The sequence below is a fragment of the Providencia huaxiensis genome, assembly GCF_002843235.3.
Taxonomy (GTDB): Bacteria; Pseudomonadota; Gammaproteobacteria; order Enterobacterales; family Enterobacteriaceae; genus Providencia; species Providencia huaxiensis.
Map to the genome: position 1 here is coordinate 125,838 of NZ_CP031122.1, position 18,732 is coordinate 144,569.

The 18,732-nt window shown below is 51.7% G+C and carries 26 protein-coding genes and 1 pseudogene; 9 read left to right on the forward strand and 18 right to left on the reverse strand.

All coding sequences use genetic code 11. The annotated features are described in order from the left end of the window. Window positions 1-115 precede the first annotated feature (115 nt). From CYG50_RS01180 to CYG50_RS01195, 4 genes are read left to right on the forward strand one after another with little or no spacing between them, the layout of a single operon-like run. On the forward strand, window positions 116-733 hold the full coding sequence (locus tag CYG50_RS01180; protein ID WP_001249396.1) for a hypothetical protein: 618 nt from the start codon (window positions 116-118) through the stop codon (window positions 731-733). Continuing rightward, complete coding sequence (locus tag CYG50_RS01185) at window positions 715-948, forward strand: hypothetical protein (RefSeq protein ID WP_001191892.1); 234 nt, start codon at window positions 715-717, stop codon at window positions 946-948. The genes CYG50_RS01180 and CYG50_RS01185 overlap by 19 nt, the downstream gene beginning before the upstream one ends. Beyond that, window positions 948-3,140, forward strand: a complete 2,193-nt coding sequence (locus tag CYG50_RS01190) for a DNA topoisomerase III (protein WP_000366822.1) — start codon at window positions 948-950, stop codon at window positions 3,138-3,140. The genes CYG50_RS01185 and CYG50_RS01190 overlap by 1 nt, the downstream gene beginning before the upstream one ends. Window positions 3,141-3,154: 14 nt before the next feature. Beyond that, entirely contained in the window at window positions 3,155-3,643 is a 489-nt protein-coding gene (locus CYG50_RS01195; RefSeq protein WP_000468105.1) for a hypothetical protein, read from the forward strand. Window positions 3,644-3,734: 91 nt separating this feature from the next. Here CYG50_RS01195 and CYG50_RS01200 read toward each other — a convergent pair whose 3' ends face one another. From CYG50_RS01200 to CYG50_RS01260, 12 genes are all read right to left on the reverse strand, one after another. Then, complete coding sequence (locus CYG50_RS01200; protein WP_014386427.1) at window positions 3,735-4,013, reverse strand: hypothetical protein; 279 nt, start codon at window positions 4,011-4,013, stop codon at window positions 3,735-3,737. Window positions 4,014-4,038: 25 nt separating this feature from the next. Next, the gene (locus CYG50_RS01205) at window positions 4,039-4,233 is read right to left on the reverse strand and encodes a hypothetical protein (RefSeq protein WP_213291358.1); all 195 of its coding nucleotides are present in this window, start codon (window positions 4,231-4,233) and stop codon (window positions 4,039-4,041) included. 12 nt (window positions 4,234-4,245) lie between these two features. After that, window positions 4,246-4,863, reverse strand: coding sequence for a hypothetical protein (locus tag CYG50_RS01210; RefSeq protein ID WP_000464631.1), 618 nt, complete (start codon window positions 4,861-4,863; stop codon window positions 4,246-4,248). A 93-nt stretch (window positions 4,864-4,956) separates the two neighbouring features. After that, entirely contained in the window at window positions 4,957-5,175 is a 219-nt protein-coding gene (locus tag CYG50_RS01215) for a hypothetical protein (protein ID WP_000362482.1), read from the reverse strand. Between the two features lie 205 nt (window positions 5,176-5,380). After that, complete coding sequence (locus tag CYG50_RS01225) at window positions 5,381-6,037, reverse strand: hypothetical protein (RefSeq protein WP_000268551.1); 657 nt, start codon at window positions 6,035-6,037, stop codon at window positions 5,381-5,383. Beyond that, window positions 6,037-7,464, reverse strand: a complete 1,428-nt coding sequence (locus CYG50_RS01230; RefSeq protein ID WP_000936896.1) for a DNA cytosine methyltransferase — start codon at window positions 7,462-7,464, stop codon at window positions 6,037-6,039. Before CYG50_RS01230 ends, CYG50_RS01225 begins: the two co-directional genes overlap by 1 nt. A 3-nt stretch (window positions 7,465-7,467) precedes the next feature. After that, a complete protein-coding gene (locus CYG50_RS23380) occupies window positions 7,468-7,968 on the reverse strand; it encodes a hypothetical protein (protein WP_000647189.1) in 501 nt (166 codons plus the stop codon). 8 nt (window positions 7,969-7,976) lie between these two features. Continuing rightward, a complete protein-coding gene (locus tag CYG50_RS01240; RefSeq protein ID WP_002210541.1) occupies window positions 7,977-8,288 on the reverse strand; it encodes a hypothetical protein in 312 nt (103 codons plus the stop codon). A 5-nt stretch (window positions 8,289-8,293) separates the two neighbouring features. Then, on the reverse strand, window positions 8,294-8,800 hold the full coding sequence (locus tag CYG50_RS23385) for a hypothetical protein (RefSeq protein WP_000566600.1): 507 nt from the start codon (window positions 8,798-8,800) through the stop codon (window positions 8,294-8,296). Beyond that, window positions 8,793-9,467 (reverse strand): thymidylate kinase, encoded by a 675-nt coding sequence (locus CYG50_RS01250; RefSeq protein WP_000344151.1) that lies wholly within the window; start codon window positions 9,465-9,467, stop codon window positions 8,793-8,795. Before CYG50_RS01250 ends, CYG50_RS23385 begins: the two co-directional genes overlap by 8 nt. After that, complete coding sequence (locus CYG50_RS23390; RefSeq protein WP_000044824.1) at window positions 9,442-9,723, reverse strand: hypothetical protein; 282 nt, start codon at window positions 9,721-9,723, stop codon at window positions 9,442-9,444. The genes CYG50_RS01250 and CYG50_RS23390 overlap by 26 nt, the downstream gene beginning before the upstream one ends. Then, window positions 9,716-10,093: a hypothetical protein gene (locus CYG50_RS01260; protein WP_001125905.1), complete on the reverse strand. Its 378-nt coding sequence runs from the start codon at window positions 10,091-10,093 to the stop codon at window positions 9,716-9,718. Before CYG50_RS01260 ends, CYG50_RS23390 begins: the two co-directional genes overlap by 8 nt. Before the next feature lie 318 nt (window positions 10,094-10,411). On the opposite strand from CYG50_RS01260, the gene CYG50_RS22830 reads away from it, so the two are divergent. Beyond that, window positions 10,412-10,555: a hypothetical protein gene (locus CYG50_RS22830; RefSeq protein WP_000939033.1), complete on the forward strand. Its 144-nt coding sequence runs from the start codon at window positions 10,412-10,414 to the stop codon at window positions 10,553-10,555. Window positions 10,556-10,646: 91 nt separating this feature from the next. Continuing rightward, a complete protein-coding gene (locus CYG50_RS01265) occupies window positions 10,647-11,282 on the forward strand; it encodes an N-6 DNA methylase (protein ID WP_000074431.1) in 636 nt (211 codons plus the stop codon). A 52-nt stretch (window positions 11,283-11,334) separates the two neighbouring features. Here the strand turns inward: CYG50_RS01265 and CYG50_RS01270 are convergent, their stop codons facing one another. The 4 genes from CYG50_RS01270 to CYG50_RS01285 form a co-directional block, all read right to left on the reverse strand. After that, entirely contained in the window at window positions 11,335-11,607 is a 273-nt protein-coding gene (locus tag CYG50_RS01270; RefSeq protein ID WP_000703827.1) for a helix-turn-helix domain-containing protein, read from the reverse strand. A gap of 48 nt (window positions 11,608-11,655) precedes the next feature. Further along, window positions 11,656-12,837: a ParB/RepB/Spo0J family partition protein gene (locus CYG50_RS01275; RefSeq protein ID WP_001207227.1), complete on the reverse strand. Its 1,182-nt coding sequence runs from the start codon at window positions 12,835-12,837 to the stop codon at window positions 11,656-11,658. Between the two features lie 3 nt (window positions 12,838-12,840). After that, entirely contained in the window at window positions 12,841-13,626 is a 786-nt protein-coding gene (locus CYG50_RS01280; RefSeq protein ID WP_001151304.1) for a ParA family protein, read from the reverse strand. A gap of 173 nt (window positions 13,627-13,799) precedes the next feature. Next, window positions 13,800-14,111 carry a hypothetical protein gene (locus CYG50_RS01285; protein WP_000338945.1) on the reverse strand — a complete coding sequence of 104 codons (312 nt, stop codon included), beginning with the start codon at window positions 14,109-14,111 and terminating at the stop codon, window positions 13,800-13,802. Window positions 14,112-14,417: 306 nt separating this feature from the next. Between CYG50_RS01285 and sul2 the strand changes: the two genes are divergently transcribed. From sul2 to CYG50_RS01305, 3 genes are read left to right on the forward strand one after another with little or no spacing between them, the layout of a single operon-like run. Then, complete coding sequence (gene sul2 / locus CYG50_RS01295; protein ID WP_001043260.1) at window positions 14,418-15,233, forward strand: sulfonamide-resistant dihydropteroate synthase Sul2; 816 nt, start codon at window positions 14,418-14,420, stop codon at window positions 15,231-15,233. Window positions 15,234-15,293: 60 nt separating this feature from the next. Then, window positions 15,294-16,097 carry an aminoglycoside O-phosphotransferase APH(3'')-Ib gene (aph(3'')-Ib, locus tag CYG50_RS01300; RefSeq protein ID WP_001082319.1) on the forward strand — a complete coding sequence of 268 codons (804 nt, stop codon included), beginning with the start codon at window positions 15,294-15,296 and terminating at the stop codon, window positions 16,095-16,097. Next, complete coding sequence (locus CYG50_RS01305) at window positions 16,097-16,933, forward strand: aminoglycoside O-phosphotransferase APH(6)-Id (protein ID WP_000480968.1); 837 nt, start codon at window positions 16,097-16,099, stop codon at window positions 16,931-16,933. The genes aph(3'')-Ib and CYG50_RS01305 overlap by 1 nt, the downstream gene beginning before the upstream one ends. A 106-nt stretch (window positions 16,934-17,039) precedes the next feature. Here CYG50_RS01305 and CYG50_RS01310 read toward each other — a convergent pair. Both CYG50_RS01310 and CYG50_RS01315 read right to left on the reverse strand, forming a co-directional pair. Beyond that, window positions 17,040-17,207 (reverse strand): annotated as a pseudogene (locus CYG50_RS01310) (transposase zinc-binding domain-containing protein); the annotation flags it as partial. A gap of 140 nt (window positions 17,208-17,347) precedes the next feature. Continuing rightward, window positions 17,348-18,208 (reverse strand): broad-spectrum class A beta-lactamase TEM-1, encoded by an 861-nt coding sequence (locus CYG50_RS01315; protein WP_000027057.1) that lies wholly within the window; start codon window positions 18,206-18,208, stop codon window positions 17,348-17,350. Window positions 18,209-18,732: the final 524 nt, after the last annotated feature.

Genomic DNA, 18,732 nt, shown 5'->3' on the forward strand with positions numbered 1-18,732 from the left:
ACCTTTAGATCGCACACACGCCTATCTGTCCAATTTGGGCAGTTTGAGAAACCAGCTTTCCATCCCCCCCCTTTTAGAATGGGCTCATCGACAATTTTTGATGAGGAACGACACGATGAGACAACTGATAGCAATTCTGGGAGTGGCAATTCTGGCCGGGTGTGCCTCTAACGCCCCCGAGCAAAAGCCTCAGCCCCAGACTGCCCCTGCCGAAAATGACAAACCTGCCCGAGTTAGCCGGGAACTGTCGATGGCATGGGACAACATGGGGCGCGGTGGTGCTGCATTACGTCAACCTGGTTATATCCATGTGCTGGGCGACGGTAATGTCAGCGCAACGATGAACAAGGTCAAAGATGACTCCGCTGGTTCAGATAAAACTCCAGCAGGGATCAAGCAGCACGGGGATGTGAACGAAGCCATCAATACCTTCAAGTCCATGAATAAAGGCAAAGGCTACTCGCTGTACGAGTTGTCACGCTGGGAACGCTATTGCGATGGCGGCAAAGGTATGGACGAGCACGATTGGCGCTTTGTGGAAGCCGAGGGGACTACAAACATCCCCAAGGATGTTGTAACCGGCTGCATACCACCTACCCACACCTATCAAGATTATCTGAATGCCTGGACGCACTTTTGCACCAGCCAGGCTGTAACTGACGCAGATCGCCGCATTGTGCGCGAGTCCGTGCGTCCCTATTCAGTGGTGAACCCATGCAAAGCTCTGAAATAAGAAACCAGACAGAGCCAAGCCGTAAGGCTGAGCTCTTCGACGCTTTATCAATCATGCTCCAGGAGGCCGGTTCGAGGGGTAATTCCCGCGAAGCGGCCTATGTCATTTCTGGAGTCCTCGAAAACCTCTCCAGAGACTACCCCGAAGTCAAAGGTCTGGCCCAAAGCTGGGCTGAGCTGGCGAATCTGGAATCAAAGATGAGAGGAGCTGCTTAATGGACCTTTATATCTGCGAGAAGCCTTCTCAGGCCAAAGATTTGGCTGGCGTAATGAAGGCCTCCCAACGAGGTGATGGATTTCTCCATGATGGAGGAAACCGCGTTATTACGTGGGCGTTCGGCCACCTGCTGGAATTGTATATGCCAGACGATTATGACGAACGCTACAAGTCATGGTCACTGGAGACCCTCCCTATTGCACCAGAGTCATGGCGGTACAACGTTCGCAAGAGTGCGTTCAAACAGTACAAAATTGTTGAGGGACTGGTCAAAAAGGCGAGCACCATCTACATCTCAACGGACTACGACCGAGAAGGTGAGGCTATCGCCCGTTCGCTTCTGGATCGATTCCGCTACTCTGGCCCTATTCGCCGGGTTTGTTTGACGGCTCTCGATGAGTCAAGCATCAAGAAAGCGCTGAACAACGTAAAGGATGGCAAGGATACGGTCTCACTCTACTACGCCGCATTGGCACGGCAACGCGCTGACTGGTTGGTAGGCATGAACGTGAGCCGCCTCTACACAGTGCTGGCCCGAGATGTCGGCTTCAACCACACTCTTCACGTTGGCAGGGTTATCACCCCAACCGTCGCTCTTGTTTGTCAACGGGACCGAGAGATCGCCGGTTTCACCCCCTCACCATACTGGACTCTGGGTGTGAACGTGTCCGTACAGAATGGACAGTTTGCCGCCCAATGGATACCACCAGAAGAGTGCAGTGACGAGCAAGGCCGGTGCGTCAATAAGGCCTATGCCGAGCAGGTAGCCTCCCAGGTCAATGGTGCCAATGCTGTTATCAGCAAAGCAGAAACCAAACCAGGTAAAGAGTCAGCCCCCCTCCCCTTCGATCTAACGTCGCTGCAACAATACGCAAGCAAACGATGGGGATACACCGCTCAGCAGGTACTGGATGCAGCTCAAGCTCTGTACGAGACGCACAAAGCGACCACCTACCCTCGTACTGATAGTCGTTATCTACCCGAGAGCCAAAAGGAAGACATTCCGGACATTCTCCAGGCGCTCATTTTGTCCGATCAGAACGTCTCTGGGCTGGTGGCTGGCGCAGATCCTCATCGCAAGGCCAGGGTATTCAATGACGCCAAAGTGACCGCGCACCACGCGATCATTCCAACACCGGCCAGAACAGACATCAGTGCCATGTCTGAGATCGAGTTCAATCTTTACGACGCCATCCGTCGTTTCTACATCGCGCAGTTCTACAGCGAGTTCGAGTTCACCAAAACCTCCATCGAGGTGCAGTGTGGGCGTCACCTCTTTGCGGCCTCTGGTAAGACACCTGCCAAACAAGGCTGGAAGGTTTTGTTTGCTTCTGATAGTGAAAGCAGTCCCAAGGACGAGGGGGAAGACACCGACGCGCCGGTTGAACAAGAGAAGCTCCCCAGGGTTAGCCAGGGCGAACCCGCTTTGCTTAATGGTGCCGAGCTGGCAAACAAAATGACGCGGCCAGCACCGCACTTCACCGAAGCCACATTGCTTGCCGCGATGGAGAACATTGCCCGGTTCGTGACTGAGGAGAAGTTCAAGCAAATTCTCAAAGACACAGCCGGTTTAGGCACTCCAGCAACACGCGCAAGCATCATCCAGGGCGCTGTTGATAAAGGCTACTTCAAACGTCAGAAAAAGGTACTGCTTGCAACTGATAAGGCTCATGCGCTTATCGCAGTGCTTCCACCAGCCATCAAATCACCCGGCATGACTGCGGCTTGGGAGCAGGAGCTTGAGAAAGTCGCCTCCGGCTCCGGGAATATGTCTGTCTTCATGAAGCAGATTTCCACCTGGATCTGCCAAATGGTTGAGCAGCTCAAAGTGCCCGCACCGGTTCTGACCAAAGAAGGTGGCGCGATGGCTAAAGCCTTCGAGGGCGCTAAGCCGCCTTCACACGAATGCTTCAACTGCGGTGGAGAGATGCACCGGATCAAAGGGAAGAACGGATTTTTCTGGGGCTGCCAGAACGAGGCTTGCAAGAAGACGTTCCCAGACAACCGAGGGAAACCCGAGAAGCGTATCGCGGCTGAGGATTGTCCAGACTGCCCAGATTGCGGTAGCCCGATGCGTCTCAGGAAAGGAAAAGCGCCCGGCAAGAAGCGAGCTTCTAAGTTCTGGGGCTGCACCGCCTATCCCGATTGCAAAGGCACTATGCCCTTCAAAAAGTCGGACTTTATGGATTGATAGAGGAATTAAGTATGTTTGGAACAATCATTTTAACTGCGATGCTCACCACCAGCTCAGCCACTGCCGAAGATGCAGGGAAGAACATCGCCTCAGGCTTGGCGGCGGCATCCGCCAGCCAAATGGGGCAGGCCGTAATGCCAACTTTAGCTACCAGCTCGGCCATTGCAAAAAGCGCAGGTAAAGGCATGGTGTCAGGTTTGGCTGCGGCGACTGCCAGCTACATTCCCCAAGACGAGCTGAGCTTTACTCGAAGCTATAAGAACTCTGAGGCTGTGGATATGGCAAAGGGCCTGGGGACATTGAAAGAAGCGCCTGAGTTTCTCTACGTTGTTACAGACGTAAATGCCAACATGGCGGTCAAATGCAAGCGCGTCTGGGAGCCTCAATCTCTGGCTTTAAGTCCAGTGATTGTTGAGCTGGTGGAACTACGTAAGACGAACAACAAAGACAGCTACGAACAAGCACTATCCCACCTCGATTGTTCAATGTTCACAGACTAAAACAATTAAGGGGCCGATGGCCCCTAATTTTTAATAACCCAATTTCTTTTGATACCTGATTTTCCTACCAAGCACAGTTGTCATACACCATTCAATTCACATGGATAGCGAATACTTCAACCGGACAATCTCCAAAGTGCGGGTGCGTTATAACACTCCTTGAGAAGCCACGCCAAGGGCGAATCTCTATCCTGGACATATCTCCAGCCTTTGGGTAGCCACACTTAACATGGACTTCATCATACTCGCGCCCCTCTAGTCTTTTTATCCAGTAGTCTGTAACGAGGCGATATTCATCTGGTTTTTCTCCAGATTTGATCTGATCGAAGTAAATCTTTTTTACGGGCAGATGAAGTATTCTCTTTTTCATAATCACCACCTGATAGCCCATCAGACTATCTAACTATTCGACAAAACATCCCTTTTTCAATTTCTGTCTCTCTCGCCTCATGGGCCAATACAATATCCGCGATAACACGAATATTCCCTTCATAGTTGCGAATGGCCGCATCCCTCATCGTGTCTAAAGTGTCCTGACACTTCGCTCGCCTGAATTTAACGAGCCAACTTTGCCGATCTATCTTGTCCACACCAAATCCCATTTAGCGAACCATGTATCCAGCTTTTTTGGCCGCAGCATCAAGCTCGGAGGAGAAGTTAACGTCGGACTTTTCTGCCGCGTTATAGAGGGCTCCACACTTGGGCCATGAGCGTCCTACCAGTTTCATCGCCAACGCATCCGCCAGCATTTCTCGGATCTGTGTTTCAGCCTCACCAAAATCGGCCAGAGTTTCGTCTATGCCCGACTCTTCCATCAGCTCGATGAGCTGTGGTTGTTTGAGCCAGACGCCTGTTTGCATTTCCAACTGATCTCTTGCATCGGCCACCAATTGGCGTTCAAGGGTTACGCCATTCACGGTCTTAACAAATTGCTTTGGCTGACGCTTTACCTTTTTTGGCCTGGACACATCAGAGATAACCGTCACCGGCTTCCCACGCAGTTCACGCGGCAACGGTCCACTTAGCCCCAGAACTAAGCGACGAGCGTACTCATGCTCGTATGGTTTCAACCCTCGACCTTCACGGTACATTTCAGTATCCACCAGCAGATCACCGCGCAGCCTCGCATTTTTCCGCACTTGTTCGGACAAGACCGATTTACCCTTCCCGCTGGCTCCCATTACGAGCGAGTGAGATTCTACTTTGTTATCAAAAAACATAATTCCGCCCCCAAGGAGGTGTTGCTATAAAACATGGTTTGAACATCCGTATTTTCACGGCAATAACCGCCGGATAATGCAAGACTCCCAAACCTAAATAGGTCTCCAGGTGATGACATCGAAGTCATAGCTGACTTCCGAGTTGTCGTCCGCCGTTCGCCACGAACAATCATCTTCCTGAACATGGATCAAGTCGTACTCAACAATTTTGCCCGACCAACATCCTTTAAGCTGGCAATGAACAGGCACACCGACGACCGGCATCTTGTCGTTGACGCTGATCCACGGTTCTTGCTTTTGATCCAGATCCACCGGTTAGTCCTCTATGAACGATTTAATGGATCGCCCATCAAAAAACAGTTTCCCAGTTCCTGATACCGAATGTACTTCTGGAGCTGCCTTCCCTTTCAGGAGTTTCTGATAGCGCACCGCGTCTTTGAGCTCAGAGATCCTGACGCCAATGAGTGTGGCCGTCTCCTCAACTGTTAAAATACGGTCCCAAAAGCTGGTGGCGCTGTTATTGCGCCCACCGATACTCTGGGCAACGCACTCTGTTCTGGCCGCTTTTCCCTTTGCCATTGGCAATGTCCTCTTCATTCTTCTCAGCCCCCAGCTTACTCAGTATTTCAGCTTTTGTAGCGCGATGGCCGCGCATTAAAAGAGCATTCAGCAGGTATCCAGTGAACACCTCTGTACTCGGCATACGGTCAAGCAACTCAACATACTGCTCATCCGTCAAATCATGGATCTCACAATATTTTTCCACCGCCTTTTCGTAGGCTTCTGCGTAGCCATGAGTGGAAATCCTGAAAGCAATATCCCCATTGCCGTAGCCTGGCTTTGTGACGAGAAAACAAGGCGCGAAGTAGGTTCTCTTCACCCCCATCCGGCTCCGGTTCTCAATGCTGATATAAGCCCTCAGCCCCTCAGCAATGATGTTTGGCCCGGAGTTGCGTCGCCGCTTACAAGTCTTATTCTGACGCTTCACCTCTTCTGCCTCAGCTTCCCACTTTCGGTCCAAGCTGTAGGCCAGCCGGTGAGCTGTTGCGTAGGAATACTCTCTCAAGGAGAAGTATTCCTGCCGGTAATCATCCGCCACCCCAACTGTTCGTGCGACACGGAACCCGACGAAACCGGCGTCATGGGTTCCCTCGCCGTAGTAAATGACTGCCATTATCTACCTTCCTTACTTCTGATACCGTGCTGCACCACGGTATGGCGACCGCAATTCACATTCAGGTGATCCCGAACTGCGGCCATGACCGCTGAATGCAATCTGTAATCCACACTCTGCCCAAGCGTTTCTGTCGCTTGTTCTTTTGCCATCCACGAAACATCAAAGCTATCAGGTATCGACATCAACTCCTGAACCAGATCGACCGATGGCTTGTAAATGCGGCCACCGTCTTGGATGTACACTGCATCCTTTACCCCACGATCCTGAGACTTGAGGATGGTCGGGCAACTGGTGCTTTCTCTCGTCAAGAACGCAGGCATCCTGCGAGAAGTTGACTCTCTGGCCTGAATTGACTTCAACACTGTGACGTCAGCACAATCCCCGAGGTGCTTCTCGATCACCGGCCACAATCGTCCACCAGCTCTCTGCTCAGGTTTCGGTGGAACGAACCCAGGGAAGACCGACGCCACCATGTAATAGCGTTCTCGCCCCTGGTAAGCGCCGAAATCCAGACCGTTCAAGACCATCTCAGTGAGGAAGTACCCCATCCGCCGCAGTGTCGTTCCCATCATCGCCCCGGCTCCGGATGCTTTGAAGTTCGGGACGTTTTCCACCAGCACGACGGCAGGGTTCACGACCTCGATCTGTTTTAGTGCCGGGTAAACCATGTCGAGCATGGTGGAGAGATCCTCAAGAGAACGCTCTTTGTCCCTTGGACTTTTGGCGTTTGAGTGGTCATCACACCCCAACGAGTAATGGGCCAAACCAATTGGTGGGCACTCCGCCAGCAAGGCTCCAAGGCGATCCAGCTCCAGGTGATGAATGTCTTCATTCAGCAGGATACGCGGGGAGCTGTTCACCAGCGTATTGAGCGCATGTACTTCACTCAGGTTCCGCCCGGATGCTCTGTCTCTGGCTTCAACTGGACGATGCTCCAAAACAATCTCAGCCTTCCAGCCAAGCGCTTCCATAACATGAATGTCTACCCCGCCAGTCAATGCCACAAAGGCACGGAAAGGGCTGGTTTTTCTGAACCGATCCGCAATGGCAAAGGCTCTGTTTGCGACAGGAGTGAAGACTACTCGGCCTTTTCGCATTTCGACGTGGAAACGCTCTGTATAGCGAGGGAAGCACTTATCTATGAGCCCTTGTCCAGAAAACTCAATAACGGTTTCCAGCGGGTTGTTGGAGCGACTCTTTGGTTGATACCGGCGCTGATAAACCTGGTGTGTCTGTAGTTCATCGGTCGCTGGGATCACCGAAAAACCGCCCATCCCCTCCCCTGGCTCAACGGCGATGCCCATACCTGGCTTGAACCCCATAACATCCAAAAAGTTGGACGAAACCCTAACCTTGCGTTTATCGCCTACTCGATTGAACGCAAGTTGTTTGGTTACTACGGAGGGGGAGACGATCGGTAACATTGGTCAACCTCTTTTCTTCTTGTTTTGCTCGCGCTTCACCATTGCTCCAGCAGCTTTCAGAAGTCTCTGGTTCTCCGCCAGCTCCTCTTGGAGTTCCTGAGTATCCTCTTCTGTCTGAGGCTTTTTCAGCTCGGCCTCGCAATATTGGACCTCTTCCTGCAAGCTGACTTTCGCAAACTTGAGAGCGGCCAGTCGCGTCGTATAAACGCCAAAAGGCAATTCGCCACCTTCCCGGAACTGCTTCAAACACCAGCTCGGTATAGATGGCAACCAACCAAAGTCCCCATTCTTCCGTGACCTTTTCCCCCACGTAATCCCATCTAACTTTTGGGCAAGATTGACATAGCGTTGATCGCTGGTTGAGTTGCGTCGTTTCTGAATAGAGCGAACTATCCACTCTGTAACCTCGACCTTTGCTTTATCATCATCAGAGATGTAATAAAGGGCTGCGTACAACACAGCGCCTTTACGAATGACTGATGGTGGGTATGCCTGGGCTTTCATCTATCCCCCTATCGCTTTTTCTGTCCGACAAGACGGAGATGATCGGCGGCCAAGTCATACTGCTCGTTTTTGTCGCGGCGGCGGAATCTGTCAAAAAACTTCCCTCGTGGCAGGGTTTCTTCCATAGCGATCAGGCGGTTCAGCCACACTTCTTGAGGTAGCATCCCTGCTGGAGTCGGCCCGAGCTTACGTCCTTCCTTGACGTGCTCCATTGTTTGCGTGGCAGTAAAAATCGCACCACCAAACTTTCTCCACTTGAATTGCAGGGGCATATCTGGAGACTCATCCAGCATCAATTTCTTATTGGTTTGTTCTGTCACGACAATTACTCCACCATCCATTCTTCACTAAGCAGGAACGCCCAGCGCTCTTCTGCTTTTTCTGGGTTGTCTTTGGCCTGTTTGATCATGATCTCGGCGGCGTTAAAGCCTACCTCTCCACTGAACCGGCCCCATGAATGGCTATGCCACTCGCGCATCACACTTCGGCCAAGCGATGCAAGTTCTGGACTTACACCCTCATGGAGGGCATAGAGCTCCCAAGCATCCCACCCGTATCGTAATAGGTTGTGCCCTGGGGCGTTAAAGGCCTGAGCAGCCTTGAACCGCTCTCCAGGCTCCTTCCCTCTAACATCCACACCCTGGAGCACCAACCCCATTACCACTTCAATGACCGGCTCGCGTTGCTTCTTTGCCAGCTCGATGGCAGCCACCAGCATTGCTTTGGCGTCAGCAAATTTCCCATGCCCTTGGCACATACCGCAGGTTTCTTTGGAAGGGGAAAAGTCATAAACACCGGAACCAGCACAGAGGCGGCATGTCATGTCAATCATGGGCTCTTCTCTCCTCATACTCTTCGATGCGCTCTTTCAGACGCTGAACCACTGGTGCGAGCTCAGGGATAGCTTCCGCTTCCTCAAGCGTGTATCGCTTGTCTTCCTGGTAATCGACTATTTGAGGAGGCCTTGGCTGTTTAGGGAACTCAGCAAAGTCATTCAGCGACATCGAGGTAGGAAGTCCTCCTTCAATCTCACCTTTTTCGTTGAGTGACTGGGTGACGATAAGCTGTGTTCCGCCCACCTCGGTATCAAAGCGGTCATCAAAGCGCTCACCGATAGTCCAGCCGCCACGGCCAAGAACACAGGTCGTACTCATACGTAGGCGATTGAATGCTTTAGCGTCATCCCAGTTCAAAGGATTTTCATCCATGAGGAAAAAAGGCGCTTCGTCCCGAACGAACACCTTGGACTTGGCGTTATCGAAGATCGGCCCAAACACCCCCTGCTGGAGGTATGGTTCGACCTTCTCTGCAAGATCCTGGTGCCCTTGAGAACGCAGCGCCTCATAGAGCTGGGTGATTGTTTGTTTGCCGGTGCCCGGAAGGCAGGACAATACTGTCTGCTTTTCCTCGTCACTCAGGCTTACCATTCTGGACAAAAAGCTGACTACCAGCTCGTTGTGCCCATCGACCGTTTCAATGTTGAGCTTGTTCTCGTCCATCTTCTTCCTCAGTAATCGGTTCGATAAATTCAATGGAGTCCATGCTTACATGACTGATAATGGCTTTCAGGCCGCAGCAGTCGCATGGTTCAAAGGTCAGTTCTGATCCCTTGGGAGACTGATGCGTGACCGTTGCCACAGCCCCTAGAGGGATCACCCCCCAGCCGTTTTTTAGTACCCGAGTAGTTCTGACCAGCCGACCTTTGTACTCTCGTTTCAGTTTCGGATGCGGCACTACCGCATATCGCTTACTCATTTCGGTCCCCTTGTACCAAAGGCTCGACAACCAGCTCTTGAGCTTCGTCCCAGTCGGACACCTTTGCATCACCAAACGCAAAGGCAATTCGCATAGCCACTGTCGGCCTGCCTATTTTCATCAAGTAAGCCGCAGCACCGGCACACATCGACTCTTGTCCCGAAGGTGCATAGTTACCCTCTTCATCCCATTCACCACCTGACTTTGAATGCACGGTCTTGTGGCAATGAAACGTCGTCATGTCGTTTTCAACGATGTCGTTGATGATGCCTTCTAATCGCCCAGGGACCAGCTCGATAGCGCCCTCCTTCCGGAATGGACAGTTGGCGCAAGGTTTCTTCAAACGGAGATGATTTGCTTGCTTTGGCATACATATCACTTTTACAGTATCATTTTATGATTCTATGATATAGCCATATTCCGTGTAGTCAATATCTCACTAACAATTACTTTCTATCGGACGCTTACGCGCCCATTTTGGGCAGATAGACAAGTTATTTGGGCGTTTGGAGTGTGCGAGGTGGACAGCGGGGAGACTTTCACATGTGAAAGTTTTGTTTCTTGGTATCGTTTTATTGTCCCTTGATATTATTTTATGATGCTGTAATAATCATAAATAAGGGCCGCATCGCTCTTCGACCTTCGTTGCAGCCCTTACAACACAATCAAGCAATTAAGGAGCTTTGTTATGCTGCAAGGCAATACTAACACGAATAAGCGCATCCCGCTCGCGGCGTTCATGAAATGGCCGCTGGCGAAACGTCAGGACTTCATCGACCGGGAAATGTCCGGTTGCCCCGACTTTATCAAGACGTCTTTGCTTCGGCATTAAGGCGATCAGGCAGGAAAGCAAAGAACCTCGCTTCGGCGGGGTTCTTCGTTTCTACCTCTTGAATGTTTCGTCAGAACAAACTGGAGCGCTTATGTCACCAGAAACACAGCAACTTACATCCAAGGCTTTATCTCTCATCGAGCAGTCCCGATACAGAATGGGCACATCTCGGTTTGTTGAGGCCTTTATTGACCAGTGGGCATACTTGCAGACTGGCCTATACCCAGCCAAGGAGGAGATCCCGGAAGAACTTCAGCCGGTCGCCTTCGAGCTCTCTCACGTCCTGTCTGCCGCCATTAAGCGCGACCCCACCAGCGATGTTTTGGGTTACGTCCTAAGCATGTCTGGCTTCCACAAGAAGGGCACCAATTACTTCCCCACTCCTCCAGAGATTGGCCGCTTGATGTCACTCATTGTTGGCTCACAGTCTTCGGCAGACTTTTATGAGCCCTGCTGTGGTTCTGGCATCAACGCCATTCACTGGATGGAAAACCTGATCGAGAACCACGGTCCCGAAGCATTGAGAGAAGCCTCAATCTACCTGGAAGACATCGATCCGTTGATGGTGAAGTGCTGCATGATCCAGCTATTCCATTATTTCGAGTCCCGCAATACCACTCCCAAAACGCTGAGTATCGTCGGCATAGACACCCTTAGCAGACGAACCAAGAACATCGCCTACTACGCCGAAAAACCTCCAGCAACCGCCGCTACCGTGGCAGCATAAAAAAACCCGCCGATTGGCGGGTTTTGCATTCAATGCGCTGCTCTATGGCACCTTACAGTTTTCCGTACCGGTTCAAGAACGAAGACCTGTCTAAGATCCCCCAGTCTGTCAGCATGTAGTAGCCGGTGGCACCTCGTTCGCCGGTAGACTCCCTGACGAACAAGATATTCATTCCGAACTCATCACGCAGGGCAGACAACTGTCTCTTGATCGTTGATTCAGGAATATTTGTTGCCTTGTGAAGGTCTTGGAGACTTGGCTTCTCCGTTTTAGACAGGGCATTCACCAAAGCAAATTTTCTTTTCATGTCCTGTGAGATCTTCATATTCACCTGTTCTTGACAGGCCCAACCTCTCTGGCTGGGCCTCCTTTATTAGCCTTCGACACTCAGGAGTTCAATGTCTGACACAGGCACATGAACATGCTTTTCCTTGCCTTCGCCATCGAGCGTTTTAACCCAGACAGTAGACGGAACCAGAGCAACACGGTCGGTCATGATGACTCCACGTTTGGTCTCGCCATCCAGGTTAACGTTGACAGCAAAAATCAAACTGTCAGCCCGGACGTTCTTCCATTCCTTGTCCTTCGGCAGAGGAGGAAGAGCATCACCGCCTTCTTCATCTTTGTCCTTGCCGCTGTTATCTGGCTGCTTGACAGGATCTTTGTGCTCACCCTCTTCATCACGCAAAGGGTCTTCGTCATCATCGTCCTGACCATTGGAATTTTTACCCCCTTCCAGTTCCTCCTGGGCAAGGTTCAGGTCGTCATTCCCGGTTTGTTCCGACGTACCATCCCCACCCGAGTTGAGGGATTGCTCGTCGGTGTTGCCAGCGCCAAGCTCATCATTCTGGTGGGAGCCAGTCAGTGGGCCTTTTTCCATTTCGTCTTTGATACGTTTGGCATCATTCAGCAGCTCACGGCTTTGTTTACGAGTAATCCCGTCAGACATAGCCACCGCGCAGACGGCGCGACATCTTTCTTCATTCAGATCGAACAAGAGACGAAGGTTATTCAAGGTCTCTGTATCAGAACATACTTCATTATCGTATAACTCACGCACACAGTCAGGTAGCTTGAGCAACGACAGATGCGTAGATACGAAAGTGATATTCTTACCGAGCCGATCAGCAATATCCTTTTGCTTCCAACCTTCTTCAATAAACAGGTTTAACGCCTCGGCAATCTCTACCGGAGTCAAGTCATCCCGCTGGATGTTTTCGATCAGCTCACCAGCAGTCTCGTCCAAGTTGTTCTGGACCTTATCATTCACCACCAAGTCAATGGTCTCGATACCAGCGTGTTTACACGCTCTCCAACGCCGCTCCCCTTTTTGGATGACGAACTTGCCTTCTTCGTTCTTCGGGAACACGATGATCGGAGACTGCTGCCCTTCGGTCAGCAAGGTTGCCGCCAGCTCTTCAATGTTACGGAAGCGCTTACGAACCTGGACCTTGGATACAACGTCGTCAACAGGTACGGTAAGAACCTCTTTGCCTTTCTTGCCTTTGGCGGCTTTAGCAAGTTCGGACAGGCCTTTTAAATTGTTCAATGCCATCGCTTAGCCCACCTTCTCTAATAGTTCTTCCAACACCGCCTCAACTTCTTTGGCCGCGACATGTCCATAGCGAAGCTCCCAGACAGGGATGCCATCAGTCGTCGCCGTATCGAGCGGAGGCCGGTGCATAATTTTGTTCTCAAACAACAGATCCGGAACTGTGTTCTCCAGCGACTTGAGGGCTTTGTCGTGATTGACAGAGCGGTCCATGTCGTTGATCACGATGCCCAGGATCTCCAAATCTTGGTTGTACGCCTCGCGCACACCAATAATCGTGTTCAGGAGACCTTCTACGCCGTCCACAGCGAAGCCAGAGAGCTTTACTGGACATGCCACATGGGTAGACATCACCAACGCTGCCACCAGCTTTCTGCCGAGGCTAGGCGGACAATCAATCAGCACGTAGTCGTAGTTCTCAAACAGCTCAGCCAAATGGCGAGCCGGATTCATGGCCTGGTCAAGAGGCACAGCCTCCATCTCAAACAGATCCGGGTCGTTTTTCGGCGTATGAATGAGGTCTGCACCGCAAGGGCAGTGCATGACCTCAATGCCGTCCAGCTCGTAAGCGAACAGCTCTGCGGTTTTGGTTCCTGTGAGGATGGGCTCGTAGTCACCATCCTCAAGCTCTCGTCTGGGGGCCAGTCGAGAGGACGTGTTCCCCTGACCATCCATATCCAAGACCAGCACTTTCTTTTTCTTCTGTAACGCCAGATAAAAGGCCTGCTGGATACAGAGGGTACTCTTACCCACTCCGCCTTTCTGGTTGGCGAAGCTGATTACTTTTGCCATACCCACCTCTATTTTGGTTTCTCGCAGGTGATCAAGACCACCCCCAAACTTTCACATGTGAAAGATTGTAGCGATCATAAAATGATACTGCAATATCTAATTATGGTTCTGTTAAAACAAACTTTAAACAAAAAAACGGCCATGAAGGCCGCTTATTGACAAGGTTTGTGCTGTCAGCGCAATTGATTTGCTGCTCCAAGCCCATTCGCCAATAACTGCATCGCATCGTTGAACAGCGCGGAGCCCCGTTCCGGTGTGAGCAATTCCGGCATATCTTCTCGCGGCCAAGTACCGGCTACTTGAATGAGCAAACTGGCAGCCCAGTGGATCTGCTTTTCTTCACTTTCATCGGCCAGAGTGCATACGACGGGGAAACCGTACTTACGCCCCCAGCGACTCACCTCTTTGAACGATACCAGCTCAGGCTTTTGCAAATCCCGGCTGTAGGCCTCAGCTATCATGTGGTTCAGTTCTTTAGCGTCCATTTATCCCACTCTATTGTAAACAAGACATTTTTATCTTTTATATTCAATGGCTTATTTTCCTGCTAATTGGTAATACCATGAAAAATACCATGCTCAGAAAAGGCTTAACAATATTTTGAAAAATTGCCTACTGAGCGCTGCCGCACAGCTCCATAGGCCGCTTTCCTGGCTTTGCTTCCAGATGTATGCTCTTCTGCTCCTGCAGCTAATGGATCACCGCAAACAGGTTACTCGCCTGGGGATTCCCTTTCGACCCGAGCATCCGTATGAGACTCATGCTCGATTATTATTATTATAGAAGCCCCCATGAATAAATCGCTCATCATTTTCGGCATCGTCAACATAACCTCGGACAGTTTCTCCGATGGAGGCCGGTATCTGGCGCCAGACGCAGCCATTGCGCAGGCGCGTAAGCTGATGGCCGAGGGGGCAGATGTGATCGACCTCGGTCCGGCATCCAGCAATCCCGACGCCGCGCCTGTTTCGTCCGACACAGAAATCGCGCGTATCGCGCCGGTGCTGGACGCGCTCAAGGCAGATGGCATTCCCGTCTCGCTCGACAGTTATCAACCCGCGACGCAAGCCTATGCCTTGTCGCGTGGTGTGGCCTATCTCAATGATATTCGCGGTTTTCCAGACGCTGCGTTCTATCCGCAATTGGCGAAATCATCTGCCAAACTCGTCGTTATGCATTCGGTGCAAGACGGGCAGGCAGATCGGCGCGAGGCACCCGCTGGCGACATCATGGATCACATTGCGGCGTTCTTTGACGCGCGCATCGCGGCGCTGACGGGTGCCGGTATCAAACGCAACCGCCTTGTCCTTGATCCCGGCATGGGGTTTTTTCTGGGGGCTGCTCCCGAAACCTCGCTCTCGGTGCTGGCGCGGTTCGATGAATTGCGGCTGCGCTTCGATTTGCCGGTGCTTCTGTCTGTTTCGCGCAAATCCTTTCTGCGCGCGCTCACAGGCCGTGGTCCGGGGGATGTCGGGGCCGCGACACTCGCTGCAGAGCTTGCCGCCGCCGCAGGTGGAGCTGACTTCATCCGCACACACGAGCCGCGCCCCTTGCGCGACGGGCTGGCGGTATTGGCGGCGCTGAAAGAAACCGCAAGAATTCGTTAACTGCACATTCGGGATATTTCTCTATATTCGCGCTTCATCAGAAAACTGAAGGAACCTCCATTGAATCGAACTAATATTTTTTTTGGTGAATCGCATTCTGACTGGTTGCCTGTCAGAGGCGGAGAATCTGGTGATTTTGTTTTTCGACGTGGTGACGGGCATGCCTTCGCGAAAATCGCACCTGCTTCCCGCCGCGGTGAGCTCGCTGGAGAGCGTGACCGCCTCATTTGGCTCAAAGGTCGAGGTGTGGCTTGCCCCGAGGTCATCAACTGGCAGGAGGAACAGGAGGGTGCATGCTTGGTGATAACGGCAATTCCGGGAGTACCGGCGGCTGATCTGTCTGGAGCGGATTTGCTCAAAGCGTGGCCGTCAATGGGGCAGCAACTTGGCGCTGTTCACAGCCTATCGGTTGATCAATGTCCGTTTGAGCGCAGGCTGTCGCGAATGTTCGGACGCGCCGTTGATGTGGTGTCCCGCAATGCCGTCAATCCCGACTTCTTACCGGACGAGGACAAGAGTACGCCGCAGCTCGATCTTTTGGCTCGTGTCGAACGAGAGCTACCGGTGCGGCTCGACCAAGAGCGCACCGATATGGTTGTTTGCCATGGTGATCCCTGCATGCCGAACTTCATGGTGGACCCTAAAACTCTTCAATGCACGGGTCTGATCGACCTTGGGCGGCTCGGAACAGCAGATCGCTATGCCGATTTGGCACTCATGATTGCTAACGCCGAAGAGAACTGGGCAGCGCCAGATGAAGCAGAGCGCGCCTTCGCTGTCCTATTCAATGTATTGGGGATCGAAGCCCCCGACCGCGAACGCCTTGCCTTCTATCTGCGATTGGACCCTCTGACTTGGGGTTGATGTTCATGCCGCCTGTTTTTCCTGCTCATTGGCACGTTTCGCAACCTGTTCTCATTGCGGACACCTTTTCCAGCCTCGTTTGGAAAGTTTCATTGCCAGACGGGACTCCTGCAATCGTCAAGGGATTGAAACCTATAGAAGACATTGCTGATGAACTGCGCGGGGCCGACTATCTGGTATGGCGCAATGGGAGGGGAGCAGTCCGGTTGCTCGGTCGTGAGAACAATCTGATGTTGCTCGAATATGCCGGGGAGCGAATGCTCTCTCACATCGTTGCCGAGCACGGCGACTACCAGGCGACCGAAATTGCAGCGGAACTAATGGCGAAGCTGTATGCCGCATCTGAGGAACCCCTGCCTTCTGCCCTTCTCCCGATCCGGGATCGCTTTGCAGCTTTGTTTCAGCGGGCGCGCGATGATCAAAACGCAGGTTGTCAAACTGACTACGTCCACGCGGCGATTATAGCCGATCAAATGATGAGCAATGCCTCGGAACTGCGTGGGCTACATGGCGATCTGCATCATGAAAACATCATGTTCTCCAGTCGCGGCTGGCTGGTGATAGATCCCGTCGGTCTGGTCGGTGAAGTGGGCTTTGGCGCCGCCAATATGTTCTACGATCCGGCTGACAGAGACGACCTTTGTCTCGATCCTAGACGCATTGCACAGATGGCGGACGCATTCTCTCGTGCGCTGGACGTCGATCCGCGTCGCCTGCTCGACCAGGCGTACGCTTATGGGTGCCTTTCCGCAGCTTGGAACGCGGATGGAGAAGAGGAGCAACGCGATCTAGCTATCGCGGCCGCGATCAAGCAGGTGCGACAGACGTCATACTAGATATCAAGCGACTTCTCCTATCCCCTGGGAACACATCAATCTCACCGGAGAATATCGCTGGCCAAAGCCTTAGCGTAGGATTCCGCCCCTTCCCGCAAACGACCCCAAACAGGAAACGCAGCTGAAACGGGAAGCTCAACACCCACTGACGCATGGGTTGTTCAGGCAGTACTTCATCAACCAGCAAGGCGGCACTTTCGGCCATCCGCCGCGCCCCACAGCTCGGGCAGAAACCGCGACGCTTACAGCTGAAAGCGACCAGGTGCTGGGGTCTGACGCTCAGTGGAACGAAAACTCACGTTAAGGGATTTTGGTCATGAGATTATCAAAAAGGATCTTCACCTAGATCCTTTTAAATTAAAAATGAAGTTTTAAATCAATCTAAAGTATATATGAGTAAACTTGGTCTGACAGTTACCAATGCTTAATCAGTGAGGCACCTATCTCAGCGATCTGTCTATTTCGTTCATCCATAGTTGCCTGACTCCCCGTCGTGTAGATAACTACGATACGGGAGGGCTTACCATCTGGCCCCAGTGCTGCAATGATACCGCGAGACCCACGCTCACCGGCTCCAGATTTATCAGCAATAAACCAGCCAGCCGGAAGGGCCGAGCGCAGAAGTGGTCCTGCAACTTTATCCGCCTCCATCCAGTCTATTAATTGTTGCCGGGAAGCTAGAGTAAGTAGTTCGCCAGTTAATAGTTTGCGCAACGTTGTTGCCATTGCTGCAGGCATCGTGGTGTCACGCTCGTCGTTTGGTATGGCTTCATTCAGCTCCGGTTCCCAACGATCAAGGCGAGTTACATGATCCCCCATGTTGTGCAAAAAAGCGGTTAGCTCCTTCGGTCCTCCGATCGTTGTCAGAAGTAAGTTGGCAGCAGTGTTATCACTCATGGTTATGGCAGCACTGCATAATTCTCTTACTGTCATGCCATCCGTAAGATGCTTTTCTGTGACTGGTGAGTACTCAACCAAGTCATTCTGAGAATAGTGTATGCGGCGACCGAGTTGCTCTTGCCCGGCGTCAACACGGGATAATACCGCACCACATAGCAGAACTTTAAAAGTGCTCATCATTGGAAAACGTTCTTCGGGGCGAAAACTCTCAAGGATCTTACCGCTGTTGAGATCCAGTTCGATGTAACCCACTCGTGCACCCAACTGATCTTCAGCATCTTTTACTTTCACCAGCGTTTCTGGGTGAGCAAAAACAGGAAGGCAAAATGCCGCAAAAAAGGGAATAAGGGCGACACGAAAATGTTGAATACTCATACTCTTCCTTTTTCAATATTATTGAAGCATTTACCAGGGTTATTGTCTCATGAGCGGATACATATTTGAATGTATTTAGAAAAATAAACAAATAGGGGTTCCGCGCACATTTCCCCGAAAAGTGCCACCTGACGTCTAAGAAACCATTATTATCATGACATTAACCTATAAAAATAGGCGTATCACGAGGCCTGTGGGAGGAAAATAAAGTGTCATCCTAACTACAGGACCCTGCAACGTAGCAATTCCTGCAAAAATCCATTTAAAACAATGACTTATTTCAATTCTGCCATCTGCAAGCGTTTTGTGGGGATGGAGGCCGGAATCATTAAAGTATCATCCTAATTTTCGCTCAACCTTGGAAAATGCTGAGAATCGTAAAAATAAAGTTTCATCCTTTCCGCTACTAGTTCAAGGCTTTCTTCCGGCCGCCGGCAACAACGCTGCTTGGCTGAGGCGATCCACTTGCGCTACCGCTCACTGATCAGATCGAACTTGAACTCGACGAGCAGCCAACCATCAGG